We start from the raw sequence: 24,276 nt of genomic DNA on the forward strand, positions 1-24,276 counted from the left end.
TAATTTAAAATGTTTAAGTTTCTTTTCTCATCAATACCCAATTTTCATTAGGTCAAACACATTTAATCATATAAGAAAAACCAATATTAAACAAGAGTCAATACAGTAACTTTGAGATCAAGGAATTACAAAAAATTACAAAAAATCATCCGATAGATAGGAAAAGCAGCTTGTGTTAATCAAAAATATTCCAGAGGTGTAACAACTCCTTCATGTATAGAGACAGCTCAGCAAAAATGATATAATGTAGTTCTGAAATTGTGACTGTACGAATTTTTTCGAAAGGTAATAATAGAGATGACAATGAAGGTTTCTACCCCACAATTAGCATATGTTTGTTCAGGACTTCATACTGCAAAAAAGTTCAATATCAATACAATTGATTGGAATTATCAAATGGAAATTGTCACTTTGCATCATGAGCCTAATGGGCCTTCTTCTTTTAAAGATGCTGCTGTTATGAATATGTACAGCTACTTTAAAGGACCTGAACCTCAGAAAGTTAAAATAAAGCATCCGATAGAACAAGAAGGTTTAACATATATTCAAGAACCGAACAAGCCCATTTACCGCTATTACGACAATGGTCGTTATATCAAATATCAAAGGTTTACAGCAACAGGAGAACTTGCTGTCATTGATTACTTTAATGAAAACAGGCAAAGGTTTAAAAGAGAAGAATATGATTTATCCGGCTATGTACACAGCTTAATATACATGGACCTGGAGACGAACAAACCGAAACAGCATCTTTATTTAAGAAAAGACGGCACCTGTTATATGACCAAATGGTATAAGAATAACGGAACAACTGAAAAAATTATTATTTTTGACGAAAAAGACAATATAGTCAAAGTATTGTCCTCGGAAAATGAACTCAATTATGAATTTCTGAGCCGTTTGATAAAAGAGAAGGAATATTTGTTCTTAACCTCAGAAGTGGGCGTATATAAAACATTGAAGTCTCTTTCTGCTGAATATTCTTCCCTATATTTAGGTTTTATGGAGACGGATGAGTTATTGGACAATCTTGAAAAGGAAATAAGCTGCCTTCATGCTTTCGTGCTTCCTTCTTTGAAGAGGTATCATGACACAATTGAAAAAACGGGGCCTCGCACAACTATTTATAACGTTTCAGAAGGCTCATTTACCTGGAAAGGCTTTGTGGACAAACTCATTGATCAGGTGCCTTTTCATAACCAACTGAAAGATATGCATGTTAAGCTCTTAGCTGCAGAATGGCAATCAAAATCCGATTTATATTTGTCAGCCGAGGTCGACTTTAAAGGCGACGTTCCTGCCCATTCTGTTGGCCGTCATCACATGTATTGGAAATTAAAAAATAAGAAAAGCGGCACTGAAAATACGTTTCACGCAAATGTAAACAGCGAGGAAGAGCTGATATATACTGTAAGTGGTACGCTCCATGTTCTTTCCGTAGTAGATCAGCTATCCGTGTTAGAGTTGTATCTCTGTTGCGAGTGGGATAATAGCTTCTTTGCATCGAGTGTAGAAGTAACCGATCCGAAGAAACTTCCAGCCGCAGAACAAAGCATTTCAGGCTGGCGATTGAAATTGGAAGAAGAAAAAAATCATTTGTGTGTTCATACAGTCGAGGGTTTTCGGAGAAAATTAATGAAGCGGCTGTTCGCCAAAAAATAGCAGAGTAAGCTTTACCAGAAGAAGGAGCTTGAAAATGAGAAGGATCTTTTCACTAATATATGAAATAGACATTGAAAAAGGCGGCATTACAAGTTCTATGATGTCAAGATCTTTTACATTTGCGGAGCGCGGCCATAAAATCGATTTGGTCACGCTTGATTATAAAGAGAATTACGATCAAATTGAGAAAGTGCTGAAGAACGCTGGAAGACTCCATGCTGATGTTAATATCCTTAATATTTATGACGACTATAAAAATCAGCATAAACATATAAAAATCGGGGATAAACAACAAAGCTATTATGAACAAAATTGTATTCGCTTTGAAGAACCCTATGCTGTTTATCACAATGAGGAAAAGTTAGAGACGGAATATTTCAGAAATGGTTTATATATCAAAAAGAAAAAGTGGGATGAATCGAATAACCTTTTATATGTAGATCATTTCAATGAAAATATGCAAATAACAAAGCGTGAATTCTTTCATGGCGCTTATGTAAATAAAACGGTGTTATTTGATACAAGAAGCGGAAAAATCAATCAAATTCACTACACAGCACCAGACGGTTTTTGTTATTTAACGGAATGGCAGCATTTTCATACGGGAGCCAGCCAAGGAGTTATGGTGTTTGAACGAGAAAAAAAAGAAGCTGTCTTTTTCAAAAGCAGGCACAAGTTTCATACTCATTGGCTTGAGAAGCTATGTGAAAAAGAAAAAGACCCGATTATCATCTGTGATGGTGTCGGAAGTGCTTCAAAAGTAAATGAAATGCGTCAAGGATTGGCAAAACGATATTACTGTGTTCATTCAAATCATTTAGATTATCCACACACACTAGGCAGCAAAGTTCGGAAAAATCATCAATATGTGATGGAGCATATTAAAGATTATGACGGTCTGATCGTCTTAACGAATGAACAAAAAGAAGATATTATGAAGGATTTTGAATCGAACCATAATATTTTTGTGATTCCCCATGCTCCAAGAAGGCTTGAGAAGCTAAAAACGTATGAAAAGAAGAAAAACGAATTTGTCATGGTGGCCAGATATCATGAGGAAAAAGGGATCGATAAGGTGATAAAAGCAATGGGAATTGTAAAAAAATCGCGTCCTGGAATTGTCCTTCATATTTATGGCAGCGGTCCGGGCCACGAGGAATATCAGCAATCGATCAATGATCTTAAGCTGGATAATGTGCATTTAAAAGGTTATATCGCAAATCCTGCCCCATTTTATCAGCAGGCGCTTGCCACTTTATTGACATCTAAATTTGAGGGTTTCAGTCTTGCCATTTGTGAATCGTTTTCTTGCGCAACCCCGGTGATCAGTTTTGATGTGAAATATAGCCCAAGAGAGCTCATAAAAGAACACGAAACGGGCATGCTTGTAGAGGCTGATCATATTGAAATGCTTGCTGAAAGCATCATTTATATGTACGACAACCCTGATAAAGCCATTCAATATGGAAAAAACGCAAAGAACTTAATGGATACAGAATATAGTGAAGACCGGTTGTTTGAAAGATGGGAAAAAGTATTTGAAATGACGAAATAGTGCATTTTATACCATGTTTGTTCATTATATGAGCTTTTGTGAAGAAATAGAAGCGGATAAGGATAGAGGTGTCATGTTGAAAATTACTGCAGCAGTACCCACATACAACTCAGAACAGTTTATCTCCCGCTGCCTGGATAGTCTGGTTCAACAAACGATGCCGAATAATGAGTGCGAAATTATTTGTGTAGATGATTGTTCTCAGGATGGCACGGTTTCAATTTTGAAAAAATACAGTGAACAGTATTCTCATATAACGGTTATAGAACGAAAAGAAAACTCGGGAGGGCCGGGCGAACCAAGAAACCAAGCGATACGCGCAGCCAACGGAGAATACATCTTTTTCATTGATTCCGATGATTATCTTGGTATTGAATCATTTGAGAGAATGTATCAATTTGCCAAACAGCATGATTCTGACATTGTGCTAGGAAAAATGGTCGGTGTGAACGGCAGATCAGTCCCGCAAGCTATTTTTAAGGAAACAAAAGCTGAGGCGGATCTTGTTACATCACCGCTTGTCTACTCCATTGGCCCGACAAAGCTTTTTAAAGTTTCCCTGCTTAGAAATCATGACATCTATTTTCCCTCTAACATACAAGCGACTGAGGATCAGGTGTTTGTCATGAAAGCTTATTTAGAAGCGAACAAAATTTCTGTCTTGGCCGACTATGATTATTACTACGCTGTACAGCATGACGGCGTGCATATGACATTTGCATATGTGGCGCCTCAAAGCTACTATGGCGCAATGAAGGTTATTATAGATATGATCAGTGAGAGCCGTCTATCGCCTACAAGGAAAAAGAAGTTTATGGCAAAGTTTTTAAATCGCCATTTTGACTTTTCCAGAACAACGGACTTTACCTTCACAATCGAGGATGAGCAGGAACAGCAAACATGGATGAAAGAGCTGCACGATTTTATTGGCCAAAATATCCCGCGGGAAATTGATAAGCTTGTTCATTCTCATACACGGTTAAAATTATACTTTGTACGTCATAATGACTTAAATGGCTTGAAGCAGTTTGAAGCTGATAAAGAAAATATGACGCAATTTACGTCTGTTCAAAATGGTCATATCATAGCAAACTATCCAAGCCTTATGCCGTATCATTTAACAGAGAACGAACGAATCGTTGATGACAGAAACAAAATCAGTCATTACGTGAGCGAATTTCAAATGAAGAATAACACCTTTTTATTAAAAGGAAAGGTTACACACTCGGCATTACAGCCAGAGCATCAAGAGTTGCAAATGTTATCTGGCATCTGGGTGCACCGTGAGAGAAAAACTGAAAAGGTCATTTCCCCGGTGTATGCCAATGGCGGAGAATTTGAATTTCTCACGAAGTTTACTGATTTGGCTATTCATGAAGGAGATATTGGTGTTTGGGACTTCTTTATTGAATCAGAGATTAACGGATACACAAAGCGCGCCCGAATTGGCAACAGCAGAGAAAAGTATCCCTACCCAAAGCATGCTAAATATATTGGGAATAACGGAAAATATGCTTTTAGCGCAAGGCCTTATTTTACAAAACCATATGATAATCTGTCAGTCGATATCAGGGAACAGGAAGATTTGAAAGTCGAAATCAGAACGAGTGAGTCTGATGAGGATTTAATGTTTGTATTTCCTGGAAGCCAATTGTTTTTCCCGAAGCGTTCTTTATTGCTGCTGGAATTTAAAAACCAAGAGTTTTTAATCCCAATCAATAAACAAATCAGTTCCGCTGAAGAGACAGTGATCCAGATTGACCGAAATCTTGTGGAACAAAAATTTGCCCCTGCTCATTTACAAAACACCAATATCGCCTTATCTATCAATTCATATAAGACGGCATTGGTTCCAAAAAAGGATGTCAGCGTATACTTTTGCAGTAAAAATATTGAAAAAAAGCTATGGTGCTTTAAAATAAAGAAGAAAGTAGACCTATATATACAATCAGACAAGTCAACATTTTATCTGACAGCCCGTTAAACAAAGAAACCAGGTGACAAATATGAAAAAACTAAAAGTCATGACCGTCTTCGGGACCAGGCCTGAAGCGATCAAGATGGCACCGCTTGTGCTTGAATTGAAAAAATATCCTGAAATAGACTCCTATGTGACGGTGACTGCGCAGCACAGACAGATGCTCGATCAGGTGTTAGATGCGTTTCACATCAAGCCTGATTTCGATTTGAATATCATGAAGGAGCGGCAGACGCTGGCAGAGATTACGTCCAACGCGCTTGTGAAATTGGATGAATTGTTCAAAGACATCAAGCCTGATATTGTGCTTGTCCATGGTGATACGACGACGACCTTTGCCGGAAGCCTTGCCGCCTTTTATCATCAAATCGCTGTCGGCCATGTGGAGGCCGGGCTCCGTACGGGCAATAAGTATTCACCGTTTCCGGAAGAGCTCAACCGCCAGATGACAGGAGCGATTGCTGATTTGCATTTTGCCCCGACAGGCCAGGCAAAAGAAAATTTATTAAAAGAAAATAAAATGGCTGATTCTATTTTTGTGACAGGAAATACAGCGATTGACGCACTTCGCACGACGGTGAGGGACGGCTATTCGCATCCTGTCCTCGATCAGGTGGGCGAGGATAAAATGATTCTGCTGACCGCGCATCGGCGGGAAAATCTGGGTGAGCCAATGGAAAACATGTTCAAGGCCATCCGCAGAATTGTTGAGGAATGTAACGATGTACAGGTCGTTTACCCTGTGCATCTGAATCCTGTTGTCCGGGAAGCCGCCCAGAAGCATTTTGGAGATTCTGACAGGGTGCACCTGATTGAACCTTTGGAAGTTATTGATTTCCATAACTTTGCGGCAAAATCGAATTTTATTTTGACAGATTCGGGCGGCGTGCAGGAGGAAGCGCCATCTCTGGGAAAACCAGTGCTTGTGCTGCGCGATACGACGGAACGGCCAGAAGGAGTAGAAGCAGGTACGCTGAAACTAGCGGGAACGGATGAGGAAACCATTTATAAGCTGGCAAAACAGCTGTTAACTGATGAGGACGAATACAAGAAAATGTCCTACGCTTCTAATCCATACGGAGATGGAGAGGCTTCCCGCCGGATTGTGGAGGAATTGCTATTTTATTACGGATACCGGAAAGAGCAGCCTGATTCATTTGCAGGCAAATAAAAAAGAAGCTTTGCACACTGTGCAAAGCTTCTTTTTGTTTTAGCTATCCAGATTTTCCTTCAGCTCTTTTGTGATATTGGAAAGGGCGGTTTCATCAGCTTGGTAGTAGTAGATGCCGTTGATTTTTGTGCCGTCGCCTTTCAGTTCGTGCTGCTTAATATTTTTGCGCGCGCCCTTGTAGTCGGACTGGATATCCCACATGTCATCAAAGGTCAAGTTCGTTTTCACATTATCTTCAACGACTTTGAACATATCTCCAAATTTCGTAATGGAAGAGATATTCGCGCCTTTATTAATGATTCCTTGGATGACTTGGCGCTGGCGGTCCTGACGGCCAAAATCGCCTCTTGGATCTTCTTTTCTCATCCGGCTATAGGCGAGCGCCTCTTTGCCGTTTAGCGTGATTTCGCCTTTTCCGAATGAATAACCGTCATAGCTGAACGCGAATGTGCTGTTAACTGTAATGCCTCCAAGTGTATCAACAACGTCTCTAAAGCTTTCCATGTTCACTTTCACGAAATAATCTACCGGAACATCGAGGAAGTTTTCAACCGTATCCACTGTCATCTGCGTACCGCCGTATGCGTATGAATGGTTGATTTTATCCATTTTGCCTTTTCCAATTATTTTTGTATATGTGTCACGCGGAATGCTGACCATGTCAGTTGTATTCGTTTTTGGGTTAACAGTCATATAAATGAGCGTATCGGCACGGCCCACATCTCCGTCGCGTTCATCCACACCCATAATTAAGACAGAAAACGGATCTTTTTTATTGATGTTGACCTCTTTATCCCTTTTTTTCGATTTATCAATACTCTCGTGAATACTTGCCACAGTTGAAGCAGCTTTATGCCATAAGTAGTAAGCATAGCCGCCTGTTCCGAGCACCAAAACAGCCACAATGGCTATAATGACAAGTAATGCCTTTCTTTTTTTCTTTCTTTTTTCAGCTCTCATATAAAGTCCTCGCTTTTTTGTCATCTAGTATGATTATAAGTTTCTTAATATTTGAAAACAACTAAAATTTGTCTAGTTCTTTACAATAGACGGCTGCTTGTAACAAATGTTTCGGTATTTTAAGAAAATCCGCAAAAACTTTTCGTTGTTTCGAAAGATATCTTAAAATAAGCTTAAAATTGTCGATAAAAACAGGAGAGGTGATATAGGAATGAAAAAACTAGCTATTTTAATGTTCTCAATGCTGCTTCTATTATCTGCTTGTGGCACAGCTGAGAACTCTTCAGGTTCAGAAACAAATTCAGATAGCCAGGATGCGGCTGCTGAAGAAACTGTAACGAAGGAAGGCACGTTTGCCGGTTTGGCGGACAGCCATACGATTGCAGTCAATATTGATGGTAAAGAAACAATGCTTCAGGTTGGTTCAGACCTTCAGGACAAAATGAACAGCATGTCAGAAGGACAAAAAGTGGTTGTCGAATACACAAAAGATTCAAATGGCGTCTTAACGCTAAAGAATCTTGAGACGAAGTAATAAAAACTTCTTAGGGGGTTCTATGTTTTGAAAAAAGTGAAGCTCTTGCTTCTTACGTCAGTCACTGCGGCGGCTTTTGCATGCCCGGCGTTTATGCAGTCTGCGAAAGCCGCTGATAAGACTATCTCGGTGAAGCTGAGTAATTATGTAGGCAACAAATCAAGCTTGAATGTCGATATCAATGGCGGTTATGAAATTCCCGGCTCAAGAATTGCGGATACAGAGCGATACGGGGGAGCTACCCGTTTTGACGTTGCCAATCATGTAGCGTCAGCCGGCTGGACAAATCCAACGACTGTGGTCATTGTGAATCGAGACGCTTTTGCCGATGCGCTCTCAGCAACACCGCTTGCCAAAAAATACGACGCGCCGATTTTATTAACAGACGCAGGTTCGCTAACACCCAAAACAGAAAGTGAAATAGCAAAACTAAATCCTGACAACATTCTCATCATTGGCGGGACAATCAGTGTTTCTAAAAATGTAGAAAATACATTGAGAAAATATGGTTCTATCGATCGGATTGGCGGAGCAACCCGTTACGAGGTTTCCAAAAACATAGCCGATCGAATGGGGAATTACAGCCAGGCAGTAGTGGCTACAGGCATGGTCTTTACAGATGCCTTGTCAATCGCGCCATATGCTGCAATGAACGGTTATCCGATTTTACTTGCGGGAGACAATAACATCCGCAGTGATTACAAAATTCCAAGTAAAGTAACAATTGTCGGCGGTCCGTTGAGTGTCAGCACTGGCGTTGAAAGCACATTAAAAAAACAGGCGGCTGTTAAACGAATTGGCGGGGTTTCCCGCTATCAAGTATCTGCCAATATCGTAAAAGAATTAAATATGAAAGCGACAAAGGTCTTCATGTCAAACGGTAAAACCTTTGCGGATGCTTTAACGGGATCAGTACTTGCAGCGAAGCAGGGCAGCCCTTTACTGTTGGTTGAATCCGGCAGCCTCCCGTCACCAGTCGCTGATGTGGTGGCGTCAAAAGGAACTCAGTCATTTGCACTCCTTGGGGGAAACATCTCTGTGAGTGATACGCTAAAAAATAAACTGGCGGATACGTTTTCAGGATCTGGATATTCAGTTAAGCTATCAGGCGGAAACCTGGTACTTTATAAAAACAGCACTGCTATCAAGACGCTTGGAACTTCTTTCACAGCAAAACCTAAAAAATATGCAACGACAAATTCCATCAGTCTGAATGGAAAGCCGTATCTTGGAAATATGAAATTCACGATCGAGTCAGGCAAATATGTTCGTCCGATCAATGTGAATATTCCTTTCGAAGATTATTTAAAGGGTGTTGTACCTCATGAGATGCCGGCTAGCTGGCAAAAAGAAGCACTTAAAGCTCAAGCTGTCGCTGCCCGTACCTATTCCATCAGATCGGCCGGAAAAGAAGTACAAGACACCACCGCTTTTCAGGTATATGGCGGATATGACTGGAATTCGAGAACGTCAGAGGTTGTTGAAGCTACAAAAGGAAAAGTATTGAAATACAACGGCAATTTGATTTCAGCTACGTATTCATCAAGTAACGGCGGGTACACAGAAGCAAGCGGTGAGGTGTGGAGCAGCCAGCTTCCTTATTTAATCGCCAAAAAAGACTCCTATGACCCGCAGAGAAGCTGGTCTCTGTCATTAAATAAAACCCAGCTTGATAAAAGCAGCTTGAATCTTAAAAGTCCGGGATCTTGGTGGGGCACTAAAAATGAAATCAACTCCGCGTATTTGAGCGGCTTGAAAAGCTGGTTTATCAAAAACAAATACAGCAATGCCGAGTCTATTAAAATCACGAAAATATCCAGTGTGACATTCAGTACGGCAAAAACTGCCGGTCAGCGGCCGGAAACAGCAAGTGTGACATTCTCTTATTTCGTGAAAGAAAAATCAAATGGCTACATTCTTTCAAATGGCAGCCTGAGTGAAAAAACAGCAACAATTTCTGTACCTGCGACACAGCTGAGAACGATGCTTGGCGCTTCAAATATGAAGAGTACATACGCTTCTGTCTCAAGCAATACGAATGCCTTTCTTATTAGCGGTAAGGGATATGGACACGGCATAGGCATGAGCCAATATGGAGCGAATGCAAGAGCGGCTGCAGGACAATCGTATACAACAATTTTAAGTTTTTACTATCCGGGAACGACTCTATCAACCTACTAAAAGATTGATAGAAGTTCAAGGGGGCGATATGCCTCCTTCGTTCGTTATTTGATTTATGAATCATTATCAATCTTTGGAGGGACTATCTTTGCGGATCTTTCTTAAAAGCTTACCAATCTTGATATTGGGAGTCGTGTTGTTTGTACCAAATGCTTTTGCAGCCAACTCTGTCACAAGGCTGGATGGAGCAAGCAGATATGAGGTTGCTGTGAATGTGTCAAAACAAGGCTGGAGCAGTGCGAGCACAGTTATTGTGGCGAACGGAACAGCATATGCCGACGTATTAACTGCCGCTCCTCTGGCTTATAAATACAATGCTCCAATTCTATTGACGGAATCATCCAAGCTGACAACACCGACCAAAAACAGAATCAGCCAGCTCAAACCGAGCAAGGTCATCGTCATTGGCGGAACGATCAGTGTTTCCAACAACGTTGTAAGTGACATTAAAAAATTGGGTGTTTCCACTGTGGAACGGATCGGCGGAAGAAGCCGCTACGAAGTTGCCCAAAATATTTCAAAAAAATTGTCTTCAAATTCAAGAGCGGTCATCGCAAATGGAACGGCATATGCTGACAGTCTGGCGATCGGTTCTTATGCCGCTCGCAATGGTATTCCGATTCTGTTAACAACGGCAAGCTCAATTCCAACACCGACAAAAAATGCGATGAGCGGAAAAGGAACAAGATCGACGATCGTGGTCGGAGGAGCAATCAGTGTGTCTAAAAGTGTTTACAGCCAGCTGCCTTCACCAACAAGAATCGGCGGAAACAGCCGTTTTGAAGTGGCTGCGAACATAGCGAAGAAGTACTATTCTTCATCAAAGGCCGCATTTGTCAGCAATGGCTATAAATATGCCGATGCTTTAGCCGGTTCTGTGCTGGCGGCTAAGCAAAATCGTCCAATGCTGTTTACAGATGCCCGTTCACTGCCGACTGCCACAAAAACAGTGATCGGATCTAATAGCAAGAACACATTCACTGTACTTGGAGGTACCATTTCAGTTACAGGCAATGTCACGAACCAGCTGAAAAATGTCATTGTAGGCAAAAAGATATTTGTGGACGCCGGACACGGTGGATACGACAGCGGAGCGGTCGGTAATGGCTTAAAGGAGAAAGACGTGAACCTTGCCGTAGCAAAGCTTGTAAACAGCAAACTGTCTAAGGGCGGGGCTGTTCCGGTTATGGCTAGATCTACAGATTTCTTCTTAGAGCTTTCTGAGCGGGTTGCTAAAGCAAAAAGCAATCGTGCAAATCTGTTTGTAAGTATTCATGCCAACTCAGCAATCTCTTCTGCAACCGGTACCGAAACATTCTATTATACAAAGTATGAGTCAGCAAACAGCAAACGTCTCGCGACCGAGATCCAAAACAGGCTCTACAAAGCGCTCAATACTCAAAACCGCGGCGTGAAAATCGGTAATTTTCATGTGATTAGGGAATCAACGATGCCGAGCAGTTTAGTGGAATTAGCATTTATTTCAAATGTGAACGATGCAAGTAAGTTGAAAAGTGCTTTGTACCAGGAAAAAGCAGCTCAAGCGATATATGAAGGAATTATCGGATATTATTAGGAAAAATGATTCGCAGTTTTATACATTCATACAGCTTGCCGGCAGAACCCATCAGGAGTTGCCGGCAAGTTTTTTATACGATAAAATGATAAAAATTTTAAAGTATAGATGCTATGTAAAAGTTTAACAAAATTTAAGCTAAGCCCTATTTTTATTGACAGATGTTTTTTGGTATAATGATCAGGCAAAAAATATAACCCAACCATTATGGTAGTGAGGTAATCGATGAAGATAAGCATTGTTATCCCTGTATATAATTCAGAAGATCTTATTTCCGAATGTCTTGACAGCTTAGTTAATCAAACGATGCCAATAGACGATTATGAGATTATATGTGTCGATGATAAATCTGCGGATTCATCTTTAGACATTTTGAAGCAATATAAAAAGAAGTATGAAAATATTGTTGTTATTGAAAGAACGGAAAATTCAGGCGGTCCAGGCGCACCCCGCAATGATGGGATAAAAATCGCCAAGGGTGAATACATTCTATTTGTGGATTCCGATGATTATCTGGGAAATGAAGCATTATTGAGGTGGTATAATTTCTCAAAAGAGAATCAATCGGATATTACTTTAGGTAAATTAAAAGGGGTTAACGGCAGAGGCGTTCCAAAATCAATGTTTAACGAAACAAACGCTGATGTGGATCTTGTAAACTCCAGAATTATCTTTAGTCTGGGACCTACAAAATTGTATAGGAATTCACTTTTAAAAGAGAATCAGTTAACGTTTCCTACTCATATAAAGGCGGCAGAGGATCAGGTCTTTACGATGAAGGCATATTTGAAAGCAAAGAAGATATCTGTTTTAGCTGACTACGATTATTACTATGCGGTCAAACGAGACGGAGATCATATGAGCGGCGCTTATGTCTCTCCAGATAATTTTTATGAAGCGATGGAAGATATTATTCACGCAATCAAAGCCAGTGACCTTGAAGAAGACAGAAAAATGAAGCTGATGGCGGTATTTTTAAATAGGCATTTTGATTTTTCAAGGACCAGAAATGTCACAATTAAATTGAAAAAAGACGAAGAAAGAGCAGAATGGTTTCACTATCTGGCATCATTTATACGAACAGTGCCTGACGAGGTGGATCAATTCGTGCTTTCGCATATCAAATTAAGGCTGCTGTTTATTCGGAATAACGATTTGCAAGGATTAACCCAGTACGAACGAGAGGAACAGGATATTAAAAAGTACTGTACTGTGCATAACGGGAATTTCATTGCGCGTTATCCGAGCTTAGAGGGTTATTCCATTTCTGAAGAACTGTTAAAGGTAAATGATAAAAACAAGCTAGAACATTATCTGAAAAATATTGAATTCAACGATCACAGCCTCAGCATTGAGGGAACGATGAGACACACATTGGCAGATGAAGAAACAAATAATAACCAAACGCTTACAGGAGTGTTTGTTCATCGCAGTACAAAAGCAGAAAAATATTTTTCTCCAGTTTCATTTGAAAACTCAACGTTTACCTTTGAGTGTGCGTTTGATGAATTAGCATCTGCTGAAGAAGACTTAGGCGTTTGGGATTTCTTTATTGAATCATCTATAGACGGCTACAAACTAAGGGGAAGAATCGGAAACAAACGGGTGCCGTACAAATATTCAACCAAAACAATGTATTTAGGACATAATTCTTTATTTGTGTACAGCGCCAGACCATACTTCACCATGAACTATGATAATCTTTCGGTTGATATCAAGAAACATGCTTATACAGAAGCTGAACTTTCTTACGAAACAGAATCAAAAGATTTATCATTCCTTTTTAAAGATAAGCAAATCTGTTTGCCAAATCATTCGAAAATTATCGTCAATACCGCCCAGGCTGAAATTTCATTGCCGGTAAAACGTATTGATTTAGAGCCTGATTGTACGAAATTGACGGTAAATGTGCAGAGTTTGCTGGAGCAGCTGGCCCATGTCCAGAAAGAACATCGATTAATTGAATTTGCGATAAATACTTCTCAAAATAAAATCAGTGCAAAAGAGGATAATCAAGTCATTATCCTCGATACGAAGAGCGTGGAACGGAAATCAATGTTAGTCTTTCGTAAAACAGTGGAGGTTCAATACAAGCTGTTAACCTCTAAATCAAAATTTTACTTTCAATATTAAATGCTTCGCAGAGTAAAGAGACAAATCTGGAAAATGGTTTGTCTCTTTTTTTATACAATATGCTTAATTTTTAAAAAAAGTGTCTAAAACAATAAAAAGTTTACGGTTAAATGTCAGAAAAAATAACAAATTCACACTTCTTAACATACCATTTACATCCAATTAACATCTGTCTGCTAAACTGACTGGCATAGGTCATCATAACATCCCAAACAAATCGTGAGGTGTGTGTCAGTGAGTGCAGAGAAAAGCATGAATGTGAGCCGTGAATTCTCAGTTCAGCAAATACATTCTTTTACATTATCTGAAAAGACGGCTCGTTATTTGGCGTTTAAGCGCGTAATGGATATTTGGTTTGCGCTCATTGGATTGGCGATTGCGCTGCCAATGATTGCGGTATTTTCAATACTGATTTGTTTGGAGACGCCGGGGCCTGCCATTTATATGCAGGAACGTGTAGGGAAAGGCGGGAAACGATTTAAGCTTTATAAGCTTCGTTCCATGAAAATAGATGCTGAGAAGTCTGGGGCTGTTTGGGCTCAGAAGCAAGATCCGCGGGTGACAAGGATCGGAGCTTTTATCAGAAGAACGAGAATTGACGAGCTTCCTCAGCTATTTAATGTGCTGAAAGGTGATATGAGTATGATAGGCCCTCGTCCGGAACGTCCTGTGTTTACGGAAAAATTCCAGAATGAGATTCCAGGTTTTACACAGCGTTTGGCTGTTAAACCGGGATTGAGCGGCTGGGCTCAGGTGAACGGCGGTTACGATATGACGCCGAAGGAAAAACTGATATTTGATTTATATTATATTCGGAATCTGACTTTCACTTTAGAATTAAAAATTATGTTAAAAACTTGTAAAGTAGTGTGGACAGGTGATGGTGCAAGATAAAATGGAAAGCCTGCATTCACCATCAATCTGAGCTTAAAAAGAAGTAGGGAATATGATGCCAAGTATTACAAAACAAATCATGAGCGGCGCAAAGTGGACAAGTATTTCAACAATGTTCATTACAGCCATACAAATTGTTCAGTTTGCCCTGCTAGGAAATATGATGACCTTAACGGAATTTGGACTCGTCGGCATGATCACAACGGTTACTGTGTTCGCTCAGATTGTGCTTGATATGGGGTTTGGCGCGGCGTTAATTCAAAGAGATGACGCGACGGAGCGCCAGCTGTCAACTTTATATTGGCTTAATATGATGACCGGCGCTTTGCTGTTTGTTCTTTTATATGTGAGCAGTCCCTTTATTGCGGGATTTTATCAAAGGGAAGAGCTGGTGTTTCTGATTCGGATTTTAGCGATTATGTTTTTGATCGCGCCAATCGGACAGCAGTATCAGTATATGCTGCAAAAGCAGCTGCACTTTAATACGTTAAGCAAAATTGAGATTTTTTCAAATGTATTGTCCTTTGGATATTTAGCGATTGCGGTGTTTATGATGGACGCAATTTTGGCGTATGTCATTTCTCAAGTGCTGCTGCAGTCCAGTAAAGGAATTTTATATTGGGCCGTCTACCGGAAAAATTGGCGCCCCGCTTTTGTTTTTGACTTGAGGGGAATGAAGGCGTTCTTTTCCTTTGGAGCCTTTCAGCTTTCATCCCGACTTGTGAACAGGCTGGGAGCGAATCTCGATATGATTTTGATCGGCCGGTTTATCGGTGCGGAGGCGCTGGGGATTTATAACCTTGCTTACCAGATTGTCACGATTCCGGTTTTGAAGATCAATCCGATTGTGACACGGGTGGCATTCCCTGTTTTCGCAAAAAACAAATATGAAAACAGCGTAATCAGAGAAGGCTTTCTGAATATGACAAAGATGCTGGCGCTTATTTCGTTTCCGTTGTTAATTGGGCTCGTGTCTGTGTCAGACGCTTTTGTTGCAACCGTTTTTGGAGAAAAATGGCTTGCTGCGGTTCCGGTTCTCAATGTGCTGGCCATTGTCGGGATACTTAGAGTGCTCATGAACCCAAATGGATCTGTGCTTCTAGCTAAAGGAAGAGCAGATTTAGCATTCTATTGGGATTCTGGAGTGCTGATGCTCTACGGATTGTCATTGTTTGCAGCCGTTCAGACGGGAAATCTGCTGACAGTCGCATGGGTATACGCCATCATCAGCGTATTCAATTTTCTGATCGGTCGCTGGCTGCTGTCATATGTCATCAAGCTTAATCTTGCGGCCTATTTCCAGTCGATTTTGAAGCCGTTTTTCATCACAGCCGTAATGGCTATCATCGCATTTGGTGTAAGCCTAAGCGCGGAACATTTCAGTCTGCAGGCAGAAATGCGGCTGGCCATTTCAGTGGCGGCCGGGGCGCTGTGTTATCTCTTTCTTTTGGTAAAAGCGTACCCTCAAACGAAAAGCAAACTACTAAGAAAAGGACGTTTGTCATGAAGATTTTGTGGATCACAAGCGTATATCCGAGCAGTCTGAAACCCGGTGAGGGTGTGTTTCATGAGACACAGGTGCAAGAGTTGCAAAAGCTTGGGCTTGATATCACGGTGGTATGCCCAAGGCCTTTTCATTCGGTGCCTGTCCGCATGCTAAAAAAAGCATATCGAAAAAAGGATGCCAGACCGGAGTATGAGATTAGGAAGGGGATACCGGTTTACCGGCCTTTCTATCGAGCGGTTCCCGGCCAGCTGAAGTGGGCGCAGCCTCACGGGAGAATCGCATCATCCGTTCTAAAAACGATGCAACAGTTCGACTTACATCCGGATCTGATTCATGCGCATTTTGCCATGCCATCGGGCGGGGCTGCGGCAATTGTGTCGGAGTCAGAGCGAATTCCGTATGTCCTGACCTTGCACGGCAGCGATGTGAATGTCTACCCGCATTACAGCAAAGGGGCGTTTAGAGCCTTCCATCGTGCTGTAGGCTCCGCGTCAGCTGTTTTAGCTGTCAGCCATAAGCTTCAGGAAGAGACCAAAAAGCTTACTGGCGTTGACAGCTCGATTTTGCCGATCGGCATACAGCTCAGCCGCTTTCAGGAAAATGAGCAGACAAAAGAAGAAGCCAGAAAAAAACTCGGGCTCCCGCTCGATCAGCGTCTGGCCGTGTACGTCGGCCGGCTCGTCAGGGAGAAAGGCATTTTTGAACTGTCAGACGCCATTGAATTGCTGAAGGAGCCTCCTAAGGCAGTTTTTGTCGGGGATGGTCCTGCAAAATCAATGCTGACCCAGAAAGGGCATATCGTCACAGGCCAAGTGCCAAACTACAAGGTAAGAGACTATTTGCTTGCGGCAGACATGTTCGTGCTTCCTTCTTACAGTGAGGGGATGCCGACAGTCGTGATTGAGGCGCTTGCGTTAAGGGTTCCTGTCATCTGTACGGATGTTGGCGGAGCGGCATCGTTATTCGGAAAGCATCGGCATCTGCTGATTAAACCGAAATCTGCTCAAGCTTTGGCGGAAGCAATCGATCTGTACGAACAGGAGCAAATATGGAAACCGGAAATAGCAAATGATTTGTATGAAATCGTGCAGGCTCAATTTGACGCTGGAAAAAATGCCAAGGCCTTGCATCGTCAGTATCAGACGGTCATAAAAACGTCGGTTTCATTGTAGAAAACTGCGACCAATAGAAATAGGAAGTTATTTTACAGGAGAGGGATGAGCGCTGTGAAAAAAATAGCTGTCATTGGAACTGGTTATGTAGGACTCGTATCAGGCACTTGCTTTGCGGAGATCGGCAATAAAGTTGTTTGCTGTGATATCGATGAATCAAAAATCAGAAGTCTGAAAAATGGAGTAATCCCGATCTATGAGCCAGGGCTTGTGGATTTAGTCGAGAAAAATGTGCTGGATCGGCGTCTGTCTTTTACTAACGATATCCCGTCCGCCATTCGGGCCTCTGACATTATTTATATTGCAGTCGGAACGCCAATGTCCAAAACAGGTGAAGCTGATTTAACGTACGTGAAAGCGGCTGCGAAAACAATCGGCGAGCACCTTAACGGCTATAAAGTGATCGTAAATAAAAGCACAGTCCCTGTTGGAACAGGAAAACTGGTTCAATCTATCGTTCAAAAAGCTTCAAAAGGAAGATACTCATTCGACGTTGTATCTAATCCTGAATTCCTTCGTGAGGGTTCAGCGATTCATGACACGATGAATATGGAGCGTGCCGTGATTGGTTCAACAAGCCATAAAGCGGCTGCTATCATTGAGGAGCTACACCAGCCTTTCCGCACTCCTGTCATTAAAACAAACTTAGAAAGTGCAGAAATGATTAAATACGCAGCGAATGCTTTTCTGGCGACAAAGATTTCTTTTATCAACGATATCGCAAACATTTGTGAGCGAGTCGGCGCAGACGTATCAAAAGTTGCCGACGGCGTAGGGCTTGACAGCCGTATCGGCAAGAAGTTCCTAAAAGCAGGCATTGGGTTTGGCGGCTCCTGTTTTCCAAAGGATACAACCGCATTGCTTCAAATCGCAAAAACGGCTGGCTATCCTTTTAAGCTCATAGAAGCTGTTATTGAAACGAACGAAAAGCAGCGTGTGCATATTGTAGATAAACTTCTAACTGTTATGGGAAGCATCAAAGGAAGAACCATTTCCGTTCTTGGATTGGCTTTCAAACCGAATACAAACGATGTGAGATCCGCTCCTGCTTTAGACATTATCCCGATGCTTCAGCAGCTTGGCGCACATGTAAAGGCATACGATCCGATTGCGATTCCTGAAGCCTCAGCGATCCTTGGCGACCAAGCTGAGTATTACACAGATGTGTATGAGGCGATTGAGGACACGGATGCTTGCCTCGTTTTAACGGATTGGCCGGAAGTAAAAGAAATGGAGCTTGTAAAAGTGAAAACTCTTTTAAAACAGCCAATCATCATTGATGGAAGAAATTTATTTTCACTTGAGGAGATGCAGGCAGCTGGATACATTTACCACTCTATCGGCCGTCCCGCTGTTCGGGGAACGGAACCTTCTGCCAGGTATTTTCCGGGCTTGCCGCTTGAGGAAGTAGCTAAAGACTTGGGGAGTGTCAATTTATAAAAAGAAAAATTGTGACTTGGCTGAAATTGCCGGCTGCTTGGCTCGGCCGCCGGCTCCTGAAACATCAGGAAAGGGGTTAAACATGTGAGTATCAAACGTTCAGCGGTCCAAACGCTTGCGTTACTGGCCGCTGCCATATTTGGAATCATCCTATTGCTGGGAGCCATCCGCACCGATACAGGTTTCATGCAGATGGCTGCCGTGCTCGCGGTATTGGTGATCGGGCTGTTTGCTCTAGCGCTTGCAACCGCATTTACAACAAAAGAACGGCTCTTTATGGCTGTCATCTATAGTTTGATCGCCTGCACTTTTTTAAACAATGCCTTTTACTCGATTGATCTAGGTTTTTTCAGTTTGTTCCTTTACAGGCTTTTGCTCATTGCGGCGGGATGTTTGCATGTGATTGGTATGGTTCGTAATCGAACACATATTGAAAGATGGAACGGACTGCAAGTGAAAGGGATATTGCTCTTTTTCGCCTTTTGGTTTATATACGGCCTTGTTTCTCTGCTGTGGGCCAAGTCGGTGACAGAAGGAATCAAATATTTGTCTTTATTGGCTATGGGAATCTTCTTCATTTACCTCATTGTTATGTATGTGCAAAAAATGGAGCGGCTGATGATGGTTTATGCCATTTGGCTTGTCATGACAGTGGTTCTGATGATTATTGGTTTTTACAATCATTTGACTCATCATCATCTCCCGAGTTCAACACTGTACAGCGGACCGGAATATAAGCAGCATTATCCAACATCAGTCTTTTTTAACCAAAACGACTTTGCGACCTTTTTATCAATCAGCTTCTTTTTTTACACCACAATGGTGAAAAATATTAAAAATGGGTACATTAAGGCGATTGGCGTTGTGCTCTCGCTCTGTGCGCTGTATTTAATTTTTGCTACCGGTTCAAGAGCCAGCCTTCTGGGGATTTTTGCTGGCATTGCTGTCTACATTTTTATTGTATTGCCGCCTGTTCTCAAGAAAATGGCCATATGGCTGTCAGCGGCAGGGGTTGCCATGTTTGCAGTTCTATTCGCCAGCCGAATTTATTCAAAGGTTTGGGAGCTTTTTCTCGCTCCGCAGACGCTGCACTCATTTCATGATAGGCTTCCCTCAAATGTGGGCCGTGCCAATCTGCTGAAAAACGCATGGCACTTTTTCCTTGACTCATACGGATTCGGAGTCGGGGCAGGGAATGTATCCTATTATCTTGAGCACTATGCTTTATATGATACTGACAATGTGACAGAGGTGCACAACTGGCTCGTTGAAATCCTTGCTAACTTTGGCTTGTTTATCATGCTTGGATATCTGGCCGTTTATGCCTATCTCATATGGGTGCTTTACAAGTTCTATGAAAGAAAACTAGAAAAGCAGTCAAAACTGATCACAGAAGGGCTGATTACCGCTCTGGTCAGTTTCTTGGCATCCAGTATCAGCCCAAGTTCTGTTTCAAACTTATTTTTTCATTGGGTGTTTCTGGCGCTCGTCATCGCCGCTGTAAATGTGTTAAGGCGGTCTAGACAGATGCCTGAACCGGTGTACAAATAAAACAGACTACAAAAAGCAGGGAGACTTATATGAACGATATATTGACAAGAATAGCCCGTCGCATGAAAAAAAATATCATTTGGATGATAGCAGTGCCCATTATATTAGGTGTGGCTGGGTATATCCTGCCGTCCCAGATCGCTGACCAAAAGCGCTATACAGCTGAAGACACTTTAGCTGTGGGGAGATATGATCATCCAGTTTACAACAGCATAGAGGAAATTCCTCTTTTGCTTAAGAGTGACTCTTTTTTGAAGGAGGCTCTTCCTGACGAAAAGGATGAAGATTTGGCTGAGATTAAGGAAAAACTCACCATTAAAACGGAATCCAAATCTTTGCTGACATTGAGCTATAGCGATAAGGACAAGGATAAAACGGAATCCGTCTTAAACGCCATTTCCTCCGCCTTTCTCAAAAACGATCAAAAACTGTATGCAGAAAGAGAAGCCGTTATCCGCAGCAGCATAGACGCACTCGAAGGCGAGACGGTGAGTGAGGACTCCAAGGTGGATAAAGAGAGATTTTTATATGAACTGAAAAACACGCAGCTTAATCTGAAAGCTGCCAGTGTCACTGATTCTGAAACCGTAAGTGAGGCAGCGGGCGGCGGAATGTCCCCGAAAAAGAAAGCGGTTCTTGGCGTTATGATCGGCCTCGCGATTGCCTTTATGTTCGTTGTCATTCCTGAATTTTTCAGAGAATCCTTTTAAAATCATACCGATGGAGATGTGATCATGACCAATTGGAAACCTCTCGTATCTGTCATTACACCTTCTTATAATGCGCGTGACTATATTGAAGACACGATTCAGTCAGTGTTGGATCAGAGCCACCCTCACTGGGAAATGATTATCGTGGATGATTGCTCAACGGATGGGACACGCGGCATTTTAAAGCAGTATGAGGAAAGAGATGAAAGAATTCATGTGGTGTATATGGAAGCGAACGGTGGAGCTGCGGTTGCTCGCAATAAAGCGTTAGAGCGCGCTCAAGGACGATTTGTAGCTTTTTTGGACAGTGATGACAAATGGAAAAAAGATAAACTGGAAAAGCAGCTTGATTTTATGATGGAGCGCTCCTGTGCATTTTCTTTCACAGGCTATAGCTTAATGGCGCAGGATGGGACTCCGCTCGATAAGTTTATTCATGCCCCGGAAAGCCTGACGTACGACGATGCCCTGAAAAATACGATTATCGGCTGTTTGACGGTTATGATTGACAGAGAGCAAACGGGACAGATCCAAATGCCGAATATTAGAACGCGGCAGGACTTGGCCACTTGGCTGTCTCTTTTAAAAAAAGGGTTTACCGCTTATGGGATGAATGAATGCCTGGCTGAATACCGACTTGTGAATAACTCGATATCCAGCAACAAATGGAAGGCTGCAAAAAAAACGTGGTTTGTTTACAGGGAGATTGAACGGCTTCATTTCATCAAAGCAACATGGTGTTTTGTTCAATATGCAAAAAATGCGGTGAAAAAAAGATTATAGCCGCAAACAGAGAGAAAAGGTGATGAAGGTGGAAACAAAAGAAGCAATCATTCATGTCATCGTTGCCACTGCTGAATGGGGAAAAGACCAATTAAGATACAGGCGGCATAGGCTGGCGGAGTTTTTAGCTGCACAGGAGGAAACAAAGGAAGTCATTTGGGTGTGTCCGGCTCCACGCGCCCAAGAGAATGAGTTTCAGCAAGTTCATTCAGGCATCAGGCAATTCGCTGTCAAAGACTTGCTGCAGAAAAAAATGTTTCGTTTTGGACGTTATACAGATGTTTTTTACAGGCATAAATTATCACCATTACTTGATGAACTGGCATCTGCTTCTGCAAACGGTGAACGCTGCTGTTTATGGTACACGTTCCCCGGCTTCCCGCTGCTGTCTTCGCTGTATTCTTGGGATCAAGTGATTTATGATTGCAGTGATTTATGGGCGGCGCCGATCAGCGGCCGTTCAAATTTGCTGTCTGAATTCCGGCGAAAAGTCATTAAGTCGGCAGAACTGAGAATTATCCACCGAGCCGATTCCATTACTTGTTCATCGGATTATCTCCACAAAGAAGTAGACAAGAAACTGACAGCGGGACGAGAAAAGGTGCATACTGTCGAAAATGGTGTGGAATATGAGCTGTTTTCTGCAAATCAAGTGGCTTCCGATCGCAGCATCTTGCAAGGAAGAGAAGGAATTGTATTAGGTTTTATCGGCGGAATTAAGCCTAAGCTCGATTTTAAAATGATTGAAGAAGCAGCGCTCCAAAAACCTGATTGGACATTTTTATGGGTTGGGCCGGATGCCACTAATGGCGATGTCTCGTTTCAAGAGCTGCTGAGGCTTCCCAATGTGATATGGACCGGTCCGGCAGATCCAAAAGAAGTTCCGCATTATATGGAGCTTATCGACATCGGCATCATGCCATATAAAAAATCATCGTATAATCAAGCTGTGTTTCCACTGAAACTATTTGAATTTTTAGCGGCGGGAAAGCCTGTCGTCGGCTCTAATCTTCCGTCAACCTCAAAAATGAAAAAGCCGTATGTATACGAATATGTAGAAGGCGGTCACCCGCTCGATTTTATCGCCGCGTGCGAAAAAGTGCTCGGCCAACACGGGGATGAAACGTATAAAGAAATGCGCCGAAACATCGCCCGCGCAAAAGATTGGAATTGCTTATTTAAAAAAATAATGAAATATACAGGGATTCAAAAACATGCGTAGTCCTATAAATTGGGATGCGCGTTTTTTGATTATGCGTGTTTCTTTTTGATGAAGCTTGTTATAATAACTAGGGAGAAGGTATAATGGAAGGAACGGTTCTCTATATAAATAAAGACTTTATTTGATCCCAAAGGAGACTTCTTTATGCTTGACGAACGCATGATTCGCATTGTTGTTGCGTTTATTGTCTCGCTGCTGACAGTTTTAATCATAACCCCAATCGTAAAAAGGATTGCGATTAAAATAGGTGCAGTTGACCAGCCCAGCAATCGAAAAGTACATGACAAAATCATGCCCCGGATGGGCGGGCTGGCCATTTTTATCGGAGTGGTTGCAGGTGTGCTTGCAGCCGGTATTTACACAGAAACAAAAATGACGGCTATTACAGTCGGAGCATTCATCATTGTTGTGTTAGGTATTCTTGACGATAAATATCAATTAAGTGCAAAAGTTAAGTTTTTGATTCAATTAGGTGTAGCCATTATGATTGTAAGCACCGGTTTAAAAATGGACTTTTTCTCAGTGCCTTTTTTAGCAGAACGGTTTGAGCTAGGATGGCTGGCTTATCCGCTGACAGTATTATGGATTGTCGGCATCACAAATGCGATTAACCTGATTGACGGATTGGATGGCCTTGCTGCCGGTCTTTCTGTTATCGGCCTGTCAACGATCGCCGTTATGGCGCTATCTGGAGGAAAAGTACTTATTCTGTCACTCTCATTGGTGGTTATCGCCAGTACACTTGGATTTTTGTTCCATAACTTTCATCCCGCAAAAATCTTTATGGGTGATACAGGATCGCTTTTTCTAGGGTATTGTATTTCGATTCTTTCATTATTAGGCCTGTATAAAAGCGTAACATTGTTCAGTATCGTTATCCCGATTATTATATTAGGCGTGCCGATATTTGACACAACATTTGCGATCATCAGAAGAATTTTAAACAAACAGCCGATTTCGGCACCCGATAAGTCCCATATTCACCATAGACTGATGGCCTTTGGCCTTTCACACCGAATGTCGGTCATTGTGATTTATCTCATTGGATTTATTTTCAGCATCAGTGCCATTGTGCTTAAAAGTGCCACAATTTGGCTCTCTTTGTTTATTATCTTTATTTTAATTCTTTTTATGCAAATCATAGCAGAAGTGACAGGACTCGTGAATGAAAAATTTAAGCCGTTTACGAAGTTTTATAAACGGCTGGTGAAACGAAACTAAAAACTCCGGCGAAGATGCCGGAGTT

18 protein-coding genes are annotated in these 24,276 nt (G+C 41.8%); 17 read left to right on the forward strand and 1 reads right to left on the reverse strand.

The genetic code is table 11. The features are described 5' to 3' along the window. Window positions 1–297: 297 nt before the first annotated feature. From SC79_RS12475 to wecB, 4 genes are all read left to right on the forward strand, one after another. Window positions 298–1,662: an alpha-glucosyltransferase N-terminal domain-containing protein gene (locus SC79_RS12475; protein WP_039075326.1), complete on the forward strand. Its 1,365-nt coding sequence runs from the start codon at window positions 298–300 to the stop codon at window positions 1,660–1,662. A gap of 34 nt (window positions 1,663–1,696) precedes the next feature. Further along, window positions 1,697–3,217, forward strand: coding sequence for a glycosyltransferase (locus tag SC79_RS12480; RefSeq protein ID WP_039075327.1), 1,521 nt, complete (start codon window positions 1,697–1,699; stop codon window positions 3,215–3,217). 73 nt (window positions 3,218–3,290) lie between these two features. Continuing rightward, a complete protein-coding gene (locus SC79_RS12485) occupies window positions 3,291–5,201 on the forward strand; it encodes a glycosyltransferase (RefSeq protein ID WP_039075328.1) in 1,911 nt (636 codons plus the stop codon). Window positions 5,202–5,223: 22 nt separating this feature from the next. Next, the gene (wecB, locus tag SC79_RS12490) at window positions 5,224–6,366 is read left to right on the forward strand and encodes a non-hydrolyzing UDP-N-acetylglucosamine 2-epimerase (protein ID WP_039075329.1); all 1,143 of its coding nucleotides are present in this window, start codon (window positions 5,224–5,226) and stop codon (window positions 6,364–6,366) included. A 39-nt stretch (window positions 6,367–6,405) separates the two neighbouring features. On the opposite strand, the gene tagU is transcribed toward wecB, so the two are convergent. Next, window positions 6,406–7,326: a polyisoprenyl-teichoic acid--peptidoglycan teichoic acid transferase TagU gene (tagU, locus tag SC79_RS12495; RefSeq protein ID WP_039075330.1), complete on the reverse strand. Its 921-nt coding sequence runs from the start codon at window positions 7,324–7,326 to the stop codon at window positions 6,406–6,408. Window positions 7,327–7,537: 211 nt separating this feature from the next. Between tagU and SC79_RS12500 the strand changes: the two genes are divergently transcribed. The 13 genes from SC79_RS12500 to SC79_RS12560 all read left to right on the forward strand — a co-directional run bounded on the left by SC79_RS12500 (window position 7,538) and on the right by SC79_RS12560 (window position 24,251). Then, window positions 7,538–7,861 carry a hypothetical protein gene (locus SC79_RS12500; protein ID WP_039075331.1) on the forward strand — a complete coding sequence of 108 codons (324 nt, stop codon included), beginning with the start codon at window positions 7,538–7,540 and terminating at the stop codon, window positions 7,859–7,861. Between the two features lie 27 nt (window positions 7,862–7,888). After that, a complete protein-coding gene (locus SC79_RS12505) occupies window positions 7,889–10,042 on the forward strand; it encodes a SpoIID/LytB domain-containing protein (RefSeq protein WP_039075332.1) in 2,154 nt (717 codons plus the stop codon). An 88-nt stretch (window positions 10,043–10,130) separates the two neighbouring features. Next, complete coding sequence (locus tag SC79_RS12510; RefSeq protein ID WP_039075333.1) at window positions 10,131–11,618, forward strand: N-acetylmuramoyl-L-alanine amidase; 1,488 nt, start codon at window positions 10,131–10,133, stop codon at window positions 11,616–11,618. A 225-nt stretch (window positions 11,619–11,843) separates the two neighbouring features. Further along, window positions 11,844–13,751, forward strand: a complete 1,908-nt coding sequence (locus SC79_RS12515) for a glycosyltransferase family 2 protein (RefSeq protein WP_039075334.1) — start codon at window positions 11,844–11,846, stop codon at window positions 13,749–13,751. Window positions 13,752–13,985: 234 nt separating this feature from the next. Continuing rightward, a complete protein-coding gene (locus SC79_RS12520) occupies window positions 13,986–14,645 on the forward strand; it encodes an exopolysaccharide biosynthesis polyprenyl glycosylphosphotransferase (protein WP_039075335.1) in 660 nt (219 codons plus the stop codon). 55 nt (window positions 14,646–14,700) lie between these two features. After that, window positions 14,701–16,152: a teichuronic acid biosynthesis protein TuaB gene (tuaB, locus tag SC79_RS12525; protein WP_039075687.1), complete on the forward strand. Its 1,452-nt coding sequence runs from the start codon at window positions 14,701–14,703 to the stop codon at window positions 16,150–16,152. Continuing rightward, window positions 16,149–17,324 carry a teichuronic acid biosynthesis protein TuaC gene (tuaC, locus tag SC79_RS12530; RefSeq protein WP_039075336.1) on the forward strand — a complete coding sequence of 392 codons (1,176 nt, stop codon included), beginning with the start codon at window positions 16,149–16,151 and terminating at the stop codon, window positions 17,322–17,324. Before tuaB ends, tuaC begins: the two co-directional genes overlap by 4 nt. 54 nt (window positions 17,325–17,378) lie before the next feature. Further along, window positions 17,379–18,764, forward strand: coding sequence for a UDP-glucose 6-dehydrogenase TuaD (gene tuaD / locus SC79_RS12535; protein ID WP_026014458.1), 1,386 nt, complete (start codon window positions 17,379–17,381; stop codon window positions 18,762–18,764). 84 nt (window positions 18,765–18,848) lie between these two features. Beyond that, window positions 18,849–20,315: a teichuronic acid biosynthesis protein TuaE gene (gene tuaE / locus SC79_RS12540; protein ID WP_039075337.1), complete on the forward strand. Its 1,467-nt coding sequence runs from the start codon at window positions 18,849–18,851 to the stop codon at window positions 20,313–20,315. A 29-nt stretch (window positions 20,316–20,344) separates the two neighbouring features. Continuing rightward, the gene (gene tuaF, locus SC79_RS12545; RefSeq protein ID WP_039075338.1) at window positions 20,345–21,025 is read left to right on the forward strand and encodes a teichuronic acid biosynthesis protein TuaF; all 681 of its coding nucleotides are present in this window, start codon (window positions 20,345–20,347) and stop codon (window positions 21,023–21,025) included. A 24-nt stretch (window positions 21,026–21,049) separates the two neighbouring features. Further along, a complete protein-coding gene (gene tuaG, locus SC79_RS12550; protein WP_039075339.1) occupies window positions 21,050–21,808 on the forward strand; it encodes a teichuronic acid biosynthesis protein TuaG in 759 nt (252 codons plus the stop codon). Between the two features lie 28 nt (window positions 21,809–21,836). After that, window positions 21,837–23,030, forward strand: a complete 1,194-nt coding sequence (gene tuaH, locus SC79_RS12555) for a teichuronic acid biosynthesis protein TuaH (RefSeq protein ID WP_082022729.1) — start codon at window positions 21,837–21,839, stop codon at window positions 23,028–23,030. Between the two features lie 144 nt (window positions 23,031–23,174). Further along, window positions 23,175–24,251 (forward strand): MraY family glycosyltransferase, encoded by a 1,077-nt coding sequence (locus SC79_RS12560; RefSeq protein WP_039075341.1) that lies wholly within the window; start codon window positions 23,175–23,177, stop codon window positions 24,249–24,251. The last annotated feature ends 25 nt before the right edge of the window (window positions 24,252–24,276 follow it).

Origin of the sequence: Bacillus sp. MSP13, assembly GCF_000815295.1 — a bacterium.
Classification (GTDB): Bacteria; Bacillota; Bacilli; order Bacillales; family Bacillaceae; genus Bacillus; species Bacillus vallismortis.